The sequence below is a fragment of the Bacillus marasmi genome (assembly GCF_902168435.1).
Lineage (GTDB): Bacteria > Bacillota > Bacilli > Bacillales > Cytobacillaceae > Bacillus_BU > Bacillus_BU marasmi.
This window is the reverse complement of record NZ_LR656167.1, coordinates 310644-324511: the sequence shown is the minus strand read 5'-3', so window position 1 is coordinate 324511 and position 13868 is coordinate 310644. Positions and strand designations below refer to the sequence as shown.

18 protein-coding genes are annotated in these 13868 nt (G+C 36.5%); 5 read left to right on the top strand and 13 right to left on the bottom strand.

Annotation, left to right across the window (positions count from 1 at the left end; translation table 11 throughout):
• Window positions 1–205: 205 nt before the first annotated feature.
• The 5 genes from FXW34_RS07580 to sfsA form a co-directional block, all read right to left on the bottom strand.
• On the bottom strand, window positions 206–991 hold the full coding sequence (locus tag FXW34_RS07580) for an enoyl-CoA hydratase-related protein (RefSeq protein WP_147533349.1): 786 nt from the start codon (window positions 989–991) through the stop codon (window positions 206–208).
• Between the two features lie 101 nt (window positions 992–1092).
• Entirely contained in the window at window positions 1093–2457 is a 1365-nt protein-coding gene (gene bioA, locus FXW34_RS07575; protein ID WP_147533348.1) for an adenosylmethionine--8-amino-7-oxononanoate transaminase, read from the bottom strand.
• A complete protein-coding gene (gene bioD / locus FXW34_RS07570; protein WP_147533347.1) occupies window positions 2454–3146 on the bottom strand; it encodes a dethiobiotin synthase in 693 nt (230 codons plus the stop codon). Before bioD ends, bioA begins: the two co-directional genes overlap by 4 nt.
• 50 nt (window positions 3147–3196) lie before the next feature.
• The gene (locus FXW34_RS07565) at window positions 3197–3778 is read right to left on the bottom strand and encodes a biotin transporter BioY (RefSeq protein WP_147533346.1); all 582 of its coding nucleotides are present in this window, start codon (window positions 3776–3778) and stop codon (window positions 3197–3199) included.
• 165 nt (window positions 3779–3943) lie between these two features.
• A complete protein-coding gene (gene sfsA, locus FXW34_RS07560) occupies window positions 3944–4633 on the bottom strand; it encodes a DNA/RNA nuclease SfsA (RefSeq protein WP_147533345.1) in 690 nt (229 codons plus the stop codon).
• A 151-nt stretch (window positions 4634–4784) separates the two neighbouring features.
• Between sfsA and FXW34_RS07555 the strand changes: the two genes are divergently transcribed.
• Window positions 4785–5261, top strand: coding sequence for a hypothetical protein (locus FXW34_RS07555; RefSeq protein WP_147533344.1), 477 nt, complete (start codon window positions 4785–4787; stop codon window positions 5259–5261).
• Between the two features lie 62 nt (window positions 5262–5323).
• Here FXW34_RS07555 and FXW34_RS07550 read toward each other — a convergent pair whose 3' ends face one another.
• The 3 genes from FXW34_RS07550 to FXW34_RS07540 form a co-directional block, all read right to left on the bottom strand.
• Window positions 5324–5926, bottom strand: a complete 603-nt coding sequence (locus tag FXW34_RS07550; protein ID WP_147533343.1) for an NADPH-dependent FMN reductase — start codon at window positions 5924–5926, stop codon at window positions 5324–5326.
• A 51-nt stretch (window positions 5927–5977) separates the two neighbouring features.
• On the bottom strand, window positions 5978–6409 hold the full coding sequence (locus tag FXW34_RS07545; RefSeq protein ID WP_147533342.1) for a DoxX family protein: 432 nt from the start codon (window positions 6407–6409) through the stop codon (window positions 5978–5980).
• A 130-nt stretch (window positions 6410–6539) separates the two neighbouring features.
• The gene (locus FXW34_RS07540) at window positions 6540–7319 is read right to left on the bottom strand and encodes a DODA-type extradiol aromatic ring-opening family dioxygenase (RefSeq protein ID WP_147533341.1); all 780 of its coding nucleotides are present in this window, start codon (window positions 7317–7319) and stop codon (window positions 6540–6542) included.
• 175 nt (window positions 7320–7494) lie between these two features.
• Here FXW34_RS07540 and FXW34_RS07535 point away from each other — a divergent pair, with 175 nt between their 5' ends.
• Window positions 7495–7797 (top strand): winged helix-turn-helix transcriptional regulator, encoded by a 303-nt coding sequence (locus FXW34_RS07535; RefSeq protein WP_281292924.1) that lies wholly within the window; start codon window positions 7495–7497, stop codon window positions 7795–7797.
• Between the two features lie 150 nt (window positions 7798–7947).
• Here FXW34_RS07535 and FXW34_RS07530 read toward each other — a convergent pair whose 3' ends face one another.
• From FXW34_RS07530 to FXW34_RS07520, 3 genes are all read right to left on the bottom strand, one after another.
• Complete coding sequence (locus FXW34_RS07530) at window positions 7948–8430, bottom strand: HXXEE domain-containing protein (protein ID WP_147533340.1); 483 nt, start codon at window positions 8428–8430, stop codon at window positions 7948–7950.
• Between the two features lie 13 nt (window positions 8431–8443).
• Window positions 8444–8848 (bottom strand): hypothetical protein, encoded by a 405-nt coding sequence (locus tag FXW34_RS07525; RefSeq protein WP_187118874.1) that lies wholly within the window; start codon window positions 8846–8848, stop codon window positions 8444–8446.
• Between the two features lie 235 nt (window positions 8849–9083).
• The gene (locus FXW34_RS07520; RefSeq protein ID WP_147533339.1) at window positions 9084–9956 is read right to left on the bottom strand and encodes an AraC family transcriptional regulator; all 873 of its coding nucleotides are present in this window, start codon (window positions 9954–9956) and stop codon (window positions 9084–9086) included.
• Window positions 9957–10147: 191 nt separating this feature from the next.
• Here FXW34_RS07520 and FXW34_RS07515 point away from each other — a divergent pair, with 191 nt between their 5' ends.
• Complete coding sequence (locus FXW34_RS07515; RefSeq protein ID WP_147533338.1) at window positions 10148–10444, top strand: hypothetical protein; 297 nt, start codon at window positions 10148–10150, stop codon at window positions 10442–10444.
• A gap of 143 nt (window positions 10445–10587) precedes the next feature.
• Window positions 10588–11130 carry a CBO0543 family protein gene (locus FXW34_RS07510; RefSeq protein ID WP_147533337.1) on the top strand — a complete coding sequence of 181 codons (543 nt, stop codon included), beginning with the start codon at window positions 10588–10590 and terminating at the stop codon, window positions 11128–11130.
• A gap of 60 nt (window positions 11131–11190) precedes the next feature.
• Here the strand turns inward: FXW34_RS07510 and FXW34_RS07505 are convergent, their stop codons facing one another.
• Window positions 11191–12015 (bottom strand): EcsC family protein, encoded by an 825-nt coding sequence (locus tag FXW34_RS07505; protein ID WP_147533336.1) that lies wholly within the window; start codon window positions 12013–12015, stop codon window positions 11191–11193.
• Between the two features lie 149 nt (window positions 12016–12164).
• Here FXW34_RS07505 and FXW34_RS07500 point away from each other — a divergent pair, with 149 nt between their 5' ends.
• Window positions 12165–12533, top strand: a complete 369-nt coding sequence (locus tag FXW34_RS07500) for a recombinase zinc ribbon domain-containing protein (RefSeq protein ID WP_147533335.1) — start codon at window positions 12165–12167, stop codon at window positions 12531–12533.
• Window positions 12534–12622: 89 nt separating this feature from the next.
• Here the strand turns inward: FXW34_RS07500 and FXW34_RS07495 are convergent, their stop codons facing one another.
• Window positions 12623–13789: a sulfite reductase subunit alpha gene (locus FXW34_RS07495; RefSeq protein ID WP_147533334.1), complete on the bottom strand. Its 1167-nt coding sequence runs from the start codon at window positions 13787–13789 to the stop codon at window positions 12623–12625.
• Window positions 13790–13868 lie beyond the last annotated feature (79 nt).

The window sequence follows — 13868 nt, the reverse complement described above, 5'->3', positions numbered from 1 at the left end:
AGGAGCTCTAAAATAATTTCTGTGATGGTTGAACCTTCCTAAAAATGGAAAATGGGGGTTTTACTTAAAATCGGTCTTTTTTAAAGAAAAAGGGTGGTTGACTTATTTACCATTATACGCTGTCACCACCCGAAATTTGTCGAATAGAAACAGCCCCAAAAATTCTTTGGGGCTGTTTGTTTGTTTTAATATGTTACACGTTCATTTATAATACTGGCTTTTTTGTATCATTCCAGACGGGTTTTCTTTTTTCTAAAAAGGCATTTATTCCTTCTCGTGCATCTGGATGTTTTGTGTTTAGGGCAATGACTTCTGTTGAATAATTGAGCGCTTGGAAATCTTCCATATTGATTTGTTGGTAGAATTGGCGCTTGCCTAATTCAATAATATTCAAGCTTTGCTTTGTGACATCTTTAGCTAACTTTTCTGTTTGTTCATCCAATAGTTCGACAGGTACCACTTTATTTACTAAACCGTGCTGCAACGCTTCCTCAGCAGACATAAAGTTCCCGGTAAATAATAATTCTACCGCTTTTTTCCGCCCAATATTTCTACTTAAAAATACGGCTGGTGTGCTACAGAACAAACCACTATTGATGCCAGGTGTCGCAAATTTCGCCTCATCACTGGCAATGGCCATATCACTCGCAGCGACTAATTGGCAACCTGCGGCAACTGCTGCTTTACGGACCTTAGAAATCACTAACTGCGGAATTTCTCTCATCGTCCTCATAACAACCTGACATGTTTGGAATAACTTCAATACTTCGTTCTCAGTTTTTGATTCAATCTCTCTTAAGCTGTGACCCGCACAGAATACTTTTTCTGATCCTTCAATGACAACGACTTTAACCTCTCTTTTGGCTGCTATATCCTTTAACAGTACATCTAATTCTTCAAGTAGCTTCATTGATAAAGTATTAAATTCCATCGGATTATTTAAGGTAATATAAGCAATATCCTCTGTTTGTCTGAAAGCTAAAAATTCCATCTCTCCACTCCTCGCTTTTTTAGTAATATCAATTATATTTTGAATGTTCTGTAAATTAAGGTCAAGTAGAAATAGAATTTATTACTTTTTTTTAAAATCATTTACTTATATTTTGCGAAGAATTCTTGAATTGCATCATTTGCCCTTTCAATCATCAAGCTGATTTCATCCTTTGTCATAACGTATGGCGGCATAAAATAAAGGATATTGCCGAGCGGTCGCAACAATAAGCCCTTCTCAAGTGCGATTTTGTAAATCTGATAACCAATCCGGTCGCAGCCAGGAAATGGTTCCTTTGTCACTTTATCCCTTACCAATTCTATCGCGCCAACCATACCCGTTTGCCGGTATTCGCCAACATACGGAAGACCACAAAATACATTGGAAGCTATTTGTTTCATATAAGCACTCTTTGCTTGAATCTCTTCAATGATGTTGTCTTCTTCAAAAATCTTCATTACCTCTAGCGCAACCCGACAAGCCAACGGGTTACCTGTATAACTATGAGAATGTAAAAAGGCTTTCATCGTGTCATAATCATCATAGAAAGCCTCATAAACTTCATCTGTCGTTAATACAACAGACAACGGTAGATATCCACCTGTTAAGCCTTTTGACAAACACATGAAATCCGGCGTAATCCCCGCCTGTTCACATGCAAACATCGTCCCTGTTCTTCCAAATCCTACAGCAATCTCATCAGCGATTAAATGAACATCATATTGCAAACATAACGCCTTTAACCGCTTCAGATAAACTGGCGGATACATTTTCATGCCCGCTGCAGCTTGAATAAGCGGCTCAATAATGATGGCAGAAATCTCCTCATGAAGAAGTTCTAATTTTTCCTCTACAAATGACAAGCATGGCGCATTGCATCGTTCAGGTTTGTCCTTGAATGGACATCTAAAGCAATCTGGACCTTGTGCACGTACTGTATCTAATAATAATGGTTGAAATACTTCATTATAAAGACCAACTCCGCCGACAGACAAAGCACCCAAAGTCTCTCCATGATAAGCATCTGATAAGGCCAAAAATCGTTTTTTCTTAGGCTTATTTTTTTGCATATGATATTGAAAGCTCATTTTTAATGCGACTTCAATTGCGGAAGATCCGTTATCAGCAAAGAACACTTTATTTAAGCCTTCTGGCGTCAATTGCACTAATTTTTCAGATAGAAGTATTGCTGGTTCATGTGTGAAATTGGCAAAAATCACATGCTCTAATTGAGATGCTTGATGCGCCAAAGCATTGCTGATACGTTCATTACTGTGACCAAATAAATTCACCCACCACGATGATACGGCGTCGATGTATCTATTCCCATTTTCATCATACAAATAAATTCCTTTCCCACTTTTGATCACGATTGGTGGAAAATCTTCATAATCCTTCATCTGCGAACAAGGGTGCCAAACATGTTTCAAATCGCGCTCTTGCAGGTTTGAAATTGTCGAAATCATAGCTTCATCAACCTTTCAAATATTGGTTCAACTTCAAGCTGAATATCTCTTATACTGCTTGTACACTCCAAACTTGGAATCTTAATGGAAGGCAAGTTGATGTATTGCTGAATCATATGAACATTATTTATCTCAAGCTCGTTGCCTTCATCCCGATTGAATACAAGCCCAGCTATAGGGATATTCCGCATTTTAAGTGCTTCAAGCGATAATATTGTGTGATTAATTGTGCCAAGCGTTGTCCGAGTAACTAATAAGACCGGCAGTTGTGATTCTTGAATTAGATCAAGAAAATAGTAATTTCCGCACTCATCTAAAGGAACAAATAACCCGCCTGCCCCCTCGCATATCACATAATCGAACTTTGTTTTTAGACGATTAATATGTTGTAGAATGCCATCTTTGTTAATCTTTTCACCCTCTTGCATCGCTGCATAATGAGGAGATGCTGCTATTTTAAAAGAATAACTATTTATATGCTCATCTACTAAAACAGTATTACTGAAAGATTGATAGAGTGCTGTATCCGCATAATAAGATTTGGAGTTTTCAATTACAATTCCAGTCTGAACTGGTTTATACGGTGTTACCTTGTCCCCTTTTTCCTGAAGGAACCTCATCAAGTACGTCGTTACCAATGTTTTCCCTACGTCTGTATCAGTCCCCACTACCCAAAAATGTTGTGCCATTAGCATAGTTCTCCTCTATTAAATATTGATTTACCTTCCAATAATTGTTCCTATCCACCTATCGTTCGTATATGTCGTCGGCTTAACGCTTTTCTTAATTTAGGCAATACCATTAATGATAAGGAAGTTACTACAATATCAAGCGGTAAGTATACTAACATCCAGCTCCAGGCAATACCATAATGAAAACCATCCGGAGCATCAGCCCAAAATTTAAAAGCTAGGAACATCATATTCGTCCCGATTATGTAATTGAGTAAAATACTTAAAATTCCTGCGCCAACATAATGCTTCTTCTTTGCTATTTGTTGATCTGCAATCAATTTGCCCGTTACATACGCCACAAAAACAAATGAAATAATAAATCCGAAGGTGGGGCTAAGCACTTGAACAGGACCGCCTTTAAATTGCGCAAAGACTGGTGCCCCTACCAATCCGATAAATATATACGTTAACATTGCAACCGCCCCAGTGCGACTTCCTAGAATCCCACCAGCTAAAATCGCAAACATAAGCTGCAGTGTAATGGGTACTCCACCAATTGTTAAAAATGGTGATACATTTGCCCCAATTGCCATCAGCGCAGCAAATAATCCACATAATACGATATTCCATGTCTTTAAACTAACCATATTACCCCTCCATAATGTTAACTACTCTAAAATATTAGTTAACAAATAACAGGGATTATTTTCTCATATGTTAACTAATTTGTAAATATAGTTAACAATAAAAAAAGAAGAATTGCATTTATCTATAAATGCAATTCTTTACATCAAGAGAATATATACTAATCATTAAAAAAGTTGGATTGGCAATGCTTGATTCAAGTGAATTTCATCCTCAGTAACATTAGTGTCATAAGCGATAACCTGCACCCCTTGACGCTCTGCTTCTAACAAAGCATCCGCAAAATCAGAATCCATGTCTCGGTTAGGTGTAAATTGGCAACAGCCGTTCATTTGGACAACAAACAAAATCACCCCTATGTATCCTTCTTGGACCGCATTAATCAACTCCAACACATGTTTTGTCCCTCTTGCCGTTGGCGCATCCGGAAACATTACAATTCCATTTTCCTCAAGCGTGACCCCCTTAACTTCGATAACCCCTTTGCGATTTTCTGTTTCAAAATAAAGATCGAACCGCGACTCGCCAAACGTCACTTCCCGTTTCACAGCTTTCACTGCTCCAAATTCAACCATCCTCCCAGCCTTTAGTGCCTCGTAGGCAACTGCATTAGGAGCTTGCGAATCAATGTTCACCCATCGCCCATCTTTTGCGACCGAAATTAACGAATATCCTGTCTTTCGGTTAGGATTTTTGCTTATTTCCGCCAACACCTCAGCACCTTGTTGCAGTAATTCTTTTAGGCGTCCGGTATTTTTGATATGTACTTGCTCTTTTTCCTCATTTATATAGACTTCAGCTATAAAGCGATTTACTTTTCTTACAAAACGGCCATGAACCATTTTTCCATACTTCATATCTTCACTTCCATTTAAGTTTTTCTCTATTATGACAAATTAAGGTCCTCTAATAAAAATATATTATCCATATTTTTGAAAAGGACAAGTTGATAGTTTCATAGTTTATGAATAAAATATCCGAGATAAAAATAATAAAGGAGTGCTAATTGTGTATCCTTACTACCTAGATTCTTATTATTTCAACCCAGACACACTAGAATATTCCGCTTATCAAACTCCATATTCTGAGGGGTATGTTCATCCTGCCCAATATGATGAAAGGGTTTTAGGGCAAATCGGTCAAATATTACCGCCAATGGGGCCACCACCTGGCGCATCTCCAGGATTTCCACCAAGTGGTCCACCATTTGGCCAGGGGCCACAACAAGGTGCACCGACCGCGCCACCACCATCATTTGTTCCAGCAAAACCTTTTCAACAAGCAAGTACGTTTGCCGTTGACCCCGGCAGCATCAGACGTTGTCTATTTCGATATACTTATATTTGGTTAAGGAATTTTCAACAGTTCTGGTTCTATCCAGTGTTTATCGGTCGAACCTCAATTTCTGGATACCGCTGGAATGGCTTTAGATGGTTGTTCTTTGGAGTAAGCTTAAGACAAATCGAATCATTTACTTGTGTGTAATGTTAATTTTTCAATAGCATAAAAAACCAGAATGGTTTCCCACTCTGGTTTTTGTGCAGGTTTTATCTCAAGGTCTTTAATGCCCCACTCCATGCAACTACTTCTTCAAGCATTGTGTTCACATTGGCTAGATGGAGTTCCGCTGGTTTGAATTCACTCATATTTTCAAAATCTGTAAATAATGATAATGTTGGATGCGTACGAACATCCGCCACCTTTTGTTCTGCAAGAATTCCCCGTAAATGTTCAGCTGCACGAGCTCCTCCAGTTGAACCGTAACTTACGATACCCGCTGCCTTGTTATACCACGATTCTCGGGCAAAATCGATTGCGTTCTTTAATGCACCAGTGATACTGTGATTGTACTCTTGAACGATGAACACGAATCCATCTAGGCTAGCAAGCTTTTCGTTCCAAGCTGCAATTCCTGGTTCTGTTCCATCAGTTGTTCCTAAAAACGGAAGGTTAAAGTTAGCAATGTCAACTATTTCATAATTGGCATCTCCACGTTTGTCAGCAATTCCTTTTACCCATTCTCCAACCTGTGGACTCACACGACCTTGACGCGTACTTCCTAAAATTATTCCAATCCTTAGCTTTTCATTTGTCATTTTTTCTGTCCCCTTTTCTAATGTTTTTCCAAATAGGATAGATAAAAAACCCATATAAATGCACCGCCCAACTATTATTTCTTCAATTTGAAGGCAATATTCTTATTAAACTGCTTTGTTTATTGTTATCTCATTTGATTTTTTGTTAAATATCAATTGACTTACTGATAATAAACCATTTCCATTTATTGCAAGATATATCGTCATAGCCAAAAATGCTAAATCTAACTCATATCCTGCCATTTGACCGTTTCCTAACAAACCAACATCAAGTTTCACTTTTAGTGTGGCTCCAATCATTAGCAATGCAAATAAAACCGATACAATACGAGTTCCCAAGCCTATGATGAGTGCGATTCCGCCAATTACTTCTATCAAGGCAACACCATATGCCATAAATCCTGGGAGCCCGATACTTTCAAACCATCCTACAATATTTTCAATCCCCCCTTGAAACTTTGTAATTCCGTGAATTAAAAATAATACACCTAGTGTTACTCTTAAAACGAATGCTCCAATTTCATTATTAATTTTCATTCATGTTCACTCCTAATTTTATATATATCTTATCTTTAAATCTCGAATTCACTTATCTTTAAATCGAGATAACTAACAAAAAATAATCAATATTTAATGATTTTGACCTTTTTTCTGGAAGTTAATGAAATTATCCAAATTGCCAAACGCTATGGGATAGATTTCCATATCTAAACTCCCGATGAAGCAAAGTCGCTTTTGGATGATTATGCGCTGCACCCATTGCATAGAAAATTGGAATAAAATGTTCATTTCCATATGCAGGCACCGCAATTTCTGCATTGGGGGCAAGGTTAGCATAGTTAAATAAGGCTGGTAAATCCCAATGAGTAAGCTTTTCTGCTAACCAATCCTCAAACTTAAGTGCCCAAGTATCGACCTCCCCATTGTCAGCCCATTTTAAAGCTCTTAAATTATGAACGGTACCACCACTGCCGATAATTAATATATCCTTAGCTCTTAATGCCGATAAAGCTTTCCCTATTCTATATTGCTCATCAGGAGTTAAATTCCTGTTGACTGACATTGCGATTACTGGAATCTCAGCATTAGGATAAAGCAAGCGAAGAACTACCCATGCACCATGATCCAGACCACGAGTTAAGTCATTTTCAAAAGCGATACCATTTTTATAGAGAAGGTCCTCTATTTCTTTTGCATTATCAACATTCCCATGAGCACGATATTCAATCGTGTATAAGGAAGGATGAAATCCTCCGAAATCATGAATCGTACGATATTGATCTACTCCGCTTACTTTCTGAACCTCGGATTCCCAATGTGCAGAAAACAAAACAATAGCTTTTGGGCGAGGTATGTTGTGACCTAATTGATTTAAAAATGTCGTGTAATCGTTATTTTCAATTGCAAGTAATGGTGAACCATGAGCAATAAATAATGATGGCATCATCTCAATTTCCTCCTTATTTTCTTACCATCTTACAACTAACATTCAATTTGTTAGTTGGTTACTTTATGTAAGCAAGTATATTATCATTACTTAATAAAATCAAGTAGGTTATTGAAAAAAAGTTATTTAATTATTTTTCAATCTGTTTATAATATTAAGTAAGGAGTTGATTTTATTGGATAAATCGATTTGTCCTAGATTTGATAAAGCCATGGGTTTATTAAGCCAAAGATGGACAGGCTTGATTTTATATCAGCTTTTATCTGGTCCTCAGCGTTTTTGTACGATTGAATCTTCGGTAGGTGTGAGTGGCCGAGTGCTTTCAGAAAGGTTAAAGGATTTGGAGAACGAAGGGATTGTTAAGCGTGAGGTATTTCCAGAAACTCCAGTTCGAATTGAGTATTCACTTACCGATAAAGGTATAGCACTACAACCGATCATGAAAGAGATTGAAAAATGGTCACAAAACTGGCTTTAACCAGTAAAATAAAAACAGGCACATTTCCTAAAGAAATGTGTCTGTTTTCAATTTATGGTATTGCGAAAGAGTCTTGAGAAAACTGAAGCCTCTATTGCTTTTTACTGGTTTCACTTGGCTATGTCAATTAAAGTGAAGATGATAGATCCATTAATATCGTAATAACAAGTCTCCCGTCCTAAACAAAATAGGAATCATTGCTATTAAAATCAGTCCGATTATTACTGTCGAAATCACAATTTCCTTAAGTGAAACGAAATCTGATTTATGTAATTTATATAAGATAATGGAATTGATCGGTATATTCAGTAACAGTGCTGTTGCTAATCCCGGTGCGTATGTTTTCATAAAAATAGTAAGGATTAGATGTGGAAAAATCGCATTGAAAATCATGGAACCTAAAAGGCCGATAAATGCCCATTTTATTACCCTTAACTCCGAAAAGTTTACATATAGAAAGGTCACTAAATAGGCGAGTGCCGTAAGAATTAACACAGCAAAATGAAATTCATTTGGCGTTACTGGTTTTTGGAAGGCGAATTCGAGCTGAGACCATTTAGGGAGCCATAAGGCTTCTTCTATATTATGCAATGTAATAGCTAAGCAGAAAAATAAAACATAATAATTTTTCATATCATATCAAACCTCATTTTGCGTCACCTTTTGTCTTTAATGGCAGTCGTGGACTTTCATCTTCGTATATGGAATATGTATATCCTCCGTTTCCTACTTTAGAACATTGAGCATTTGTACAGTAGAAAAGATACGTTTGCGTGTCAGTTTTAACACCTACTTCTAAATAGAAAGGATATACACCGCCTTTAAATTTGTTAACACTAGTATCAATAGCAATGATTTTTTCTTTCTCAGCCAAATTTTTGAAGTCTGCACTTTCAACCGTTTTTTGAACCATTTCACTTAAAATGATGTTTTCCTCCGAAGTTGGTTCAAACAACCTTTCAAAAACAAGCATTTTCCCTAATAAAAAAATATTGATTCCAAAACTTACAATTAGAAGAACCAACATCATCCTATTTCGTTTCTTTTGCATTTCCTCACACCCTAACATTATGAATAACTTCTTTTCGATCTTATAATCCATTATTTCTCGTTTTTTTATAGTGTAATTTTACACTAATTATAGCATACAGAAGTGACACAACAATTTAATTTTTACAAAAAATGTTATTTTTTTGCACATCAAAAAACCAGTCAATATTACTGACTGGTTTTTCGTGCTAATTTGCGATTCAACGTTATAATATTTTATAAACCAAATGATCTCCCTAGTTTGACGAGCCTTTTTGTTTTACTGGCATCCAAATCTCACTATAAACATTTTCTGATGTTCCGTTGTATTTTGTAAAAGAAATTCCAGGTAGGCTAACCACTTCATACTCTGATGAAGGCAACCATTCAGCATAAATTTTTGCATAAGTTTCTTGAAGCGTAGCCGGAAATGGTCCTTGGTTAGGGAAAATCGCCCATAAACTCTCTTCAATTGATATTTGCTCTAAATCATCGAATGAATTTTCTTTTGTCGTAGCAAAACCGATCATATGAGTAATGCAACCTTTCTCTTCTAAGAAACCTTCATCAGCATCATAAGATACATTCAAAACTTGATGAGGATATAAATCAGCTAATTGGTGCATTTCATTTCTTTGCTGTTCGGTAATTGACTTTGCAATTTCTATGATGGCGTTATTTTCACCTTCGAATTGAATTGGTACTCTTTTTGATACACCCACAATATTAAACGCTGCTTTTTTTTCAATTTTAAATTCCATAGAAATTCCTCCTCTTATATCGATAAAAAATGTAAATTGGGGAAATGATTTTTGAATTTTGTTTTTCGCTACTTCCGAGGGCAAAAAACCGCTCCATTCACGAAAAGCTCTAGAAAATCCTTCAATGGATTGATAGCCAAATTTATAGGCAAGATCTGTAACTTTCGCTCCGTTTATTAATTCAACATTCGCGACAGATAATCGCCTATTTTTGATATACTCATTCAATGACATTCCGGCCATGTACGAAAACATTCTTTTAAAATGATAATCGGATAGACCTACAATTTTTGATATTTCTTTTCCAGAGATTTCTTCCGTTAAATGTGCTTCGATGTAATCCATTAACTGATTAAATTCCTTTAACATTCATTTCCCTCCTTTAATTGCATAATATCATTAGAGTTTATCAATCACTCGATATAATGAATACGGAATATATCGGACTTATTTTTAAGTTTTATTATTGTCTTTATTTTATCTATAATTTGTTTAAAATGGTTTTATATAGTTGTTAATATTGTGGAACCCTTATCGGTTCAGTGAAAGGATAGAAATTCATGATTAGTAAAACAGATGTAATTGAGAGGTTAAATTCGTTAATTGGGCAGGAGCTAACTGGTGATCGTTTACATGAAGCCTTGTTTTGCGAAGAGAAACATCAAAAGATACTGCGCCGCTATTATAAGGGAAAATACACCTATGTGGAGTACAAAATCCACACAAATAGTGACGGACCATCCTTCGTTGATATAACAATCCCGGGGAATCCCAATACATTTAGAGTCGGACTAGAAGAAAGTGACGAAAAGTTGATCATCCAATCTGAAGCAAGAATCAATTATACCTACTTATAAAAGTAGGTATTTTTAGTTAAACCTCATCGATCCTTAGCGTTAATCGACAAAATTCGGGCGGTGACAGGCACCTAGTTGTATATTCCCCTAATTTTTACAAACAATAGAATATAAAATTTTCACGTCTTGAAAGGAATTCACCAATGGAAAAGATTGGTAAACAAGTTGATAGAGTCACAAACGAAGCAAATCAGTTAAGAACAGAACTTTGGACTGACTATACTGTTTTCACATGGCAATGGTGGTTGTTGCTTTCGATATGTATTATTTTCGCCTTCATTTTTTTCCGCTTCACTAAGAAAGAAAAAATGCTCCAAGCAGTGGCCTACTTTGGAGTCATCTTTATACTAAATAAATATTTGGACGATTTTGCTACAGCATTCGATATGTATGATTATCGAATGCAACTTGAGCCATACGTCGCAACTATGATGCCAGCTAATCTTTTTGCTATTCCTGTAAGTCTTAGTTATATTTATCAACGTTTTGTAACTTGGAAATCATTCATCGTTGCTACACTAGTATTTGCTGCAGGTGTTTCTTATATCGCACTTCCCTTAATGGAGAAAGCAGATATTTACCTTAAAAAAGGCTGGAGTTCTCACTACTCCTTATTAAGTCTGTTAGTTATATCAATAATTGCAAAACTCCTTATTGATAAAGCTAAAAAAGTATCAACCCATTAGAAACCGAGCATGACCTGTATAAACAGGTCATGCTCGGTTTTTAAAATTCTTTTGGTATTATTATTCGACAAAATTCGGGCGGTGACAGGCACCTCTTTCGGCACCTCTTTCTTTTATGCGGCGTTTTTTGTAGAGCATTTGGCCTGCTTCGGCAATATCGTTTATTGCAGAGCGATTGATAAAGGCTCCGAACAGTAAGCCGGCGATTGGAATCATTTGAAATAGTTTTTTCCAGCCGAACTGGTCGCGATAGGTCATGAACACTTCTCTCCAACCTTGAAGTTCGGAAGCAACCATTCTTTTTGTTTCTTCTGCATTACGATCAAACCGATCGAGCTGAGCTAAAATAGCCTGTTTCCCGACAATATCAGAGGAAACAAATTGTAGTATTTTCACAATATATAGTCTTTCCTTTTTGTCATGTGGGTCGTAACCATAGCAAATCGCTATATCCTGCAGGGTTTTGATTTGCAAACCTAATAGTAGCGGTATGTCAATTGACAAAGTAAAAATACCACCAATTCCAGTACTCGCCCCTTGAATGGTCGCCACTTTCTTACGATTATTCGATAAAAGAAGTGCAGCTCCATCCATATCAAGTACAGGCAGACTTTTCACATCATCAAGTTTTTCAATATTTTTACCAGGATAAAATCCTCCAATTTGCGAAACGGAACTTAAGTATCTGCCTCCGTTTTGTAGATATTGCCCAGTTTCGTCTAAGACTGACCCAATCTTTTCCTGGATGAAAGCAGGAGTCCATTTATCAAGCAACTTAAAAGGTAGTCTGCCGAGCTTCTCCCAAAACCATAAGTCGCTTTGCTCTTTCTCCCATTTTTCAATTTTGGTTAATTCCTGTTGTAGCCATTCCTTTGTTTCTTCCATTCCCATCTCTCCTTTGTTTCATACAATTACGATTATCCTAATGAATTAGTTTCAATAAACAACGAAATCTTTCATTTTTTCCTTCAAATCTAGTATGAATACTATTGAATGGTCATATATTGATAAAAACTAGAAAAGGTGTGAAAGCGATGTCGGTGTTTACTGGTAAGATATTTTGTAATTATTGCATGAAGCCGTTTAGACCAAAAACTATTAAAGGGTCTACCATTTGGACTTGCCAAAGAAATGATCGTCATACGACTTGTAATCCTACCTCCATCGACGAGAAATGGCTTATTTCGCTGATTTCAATGAGATTATTTTGGGATGAGAAAAGCTATTCTAACAAGCTAATCAACGAACAATTAGAGCATATTGTGTTCGAGAATAAAAATCGTTTAAAAATAAAATTTAAACACCCAGTCATTGATGACATTATTTTCTTTGACGGTAGCCTTAACTTCGGTTCGAACTTCAGGGTTAATCAACTTGGCTGGGAATTGGAGGAGGTTTCTTAATTGAGGATGTGTGGGAAAATGCCATTAAAAAGAAAAGTGCCTTCTTCGTGATTTTAGAAAAAGGCACTCCTTTATTTTACTAGTTAATCTTAATATACGTCGCGAAGGTAACGGCCTTGCTTTTTCAAATCATTTAAGTAAGCATCAGCGTCTTCCTGTGACATTGAACCTTCTTTAGCAATAACCTCGATTAGTGTATTGTGAACATCTTTTGCCATACGGTCTTTATCTCCACAAATATAGAAGTAACCGCCATTGTCTAGCCATTCAAATACTTCTTTGCTGTTTTCAAGAATTTTGTTCTGAACATAGACTTTTTTGTCTGTGTCGCGAGACCACGCTAAATCAAGTTTTGTTATAACTCCATCTTGTAGATATTGTTCGATTTCTTCTTCATATAGGAAATCAGATGCAGCGTGCTGGTCTCCGAAAAATAACCATGTTCTTCCTGTTGCTTTTGTAACTGCGCGCTCTTCAATAAATGAACGGAATGGTGCAATCCCAGTTCCTGGGCCAACCATAATAATATCTTTATCAACAGATTCAGGTAGGTGGAAGTGCTTATTTGGCTGAATAAATACTGGTAAAGTATCTCCTTCTTGAGTACGTTCCGCTACTAAAACAGAACAAACCCCTTTACGAACTCGACCGTGTGCATTGTATCTTACTGCACCAATAGTTAAATGCACTTCACCAGGGTGAGCATTGATACTGCTTGCAATGGAATAAAGACGAGCTGTCATTTTTCTTAAAATCGATACAAACTCTTGGGCTGTACCCTTCCAAGGACCGAAATCTTGTAACATATCAAGTAAATCTCGACCGTTGCAGTATTCTTTTAATAGGTTTGCGTTTTCAACTAATAATAGCTTTTGCAGCTCTTCGTTATCAGTTAATTCTGAAGCCTGTTGTAATACCTTTTTAGAAAGCAGTGTAATTTCAAAATAACTTGTTAACGCTTCTTGTAACGGAAGTGTCTCACCTTGCTTATTAATGATCACTTCTTCTTCAGGGTTCCATTTCATTTCCTCAAGCAATGAAGCAACTAGCTCTGGGTCATTTGAAGGTAAAATGCCAAGAGCATCACCTGCGACATAGGAAAGTCCTGAACCTTCTAATGAAAACTCAATGTGTCTTGTTTCTTTACTAGAGCCCTCTTTGTTTAAGTTAACGTTTTTTAGTACTTTTGCATGAAATGGGTTTGTTCTTGAATATGGTGCTGAAGTCGTTTTTTCATTTGTCATAGTTTGTTGCATCATCTTCACCTCGAAAAAGTAATCTATTAAAATTACAAAATTTTTTGTTTAGTAATCGCATACATTCTATTGTATATTG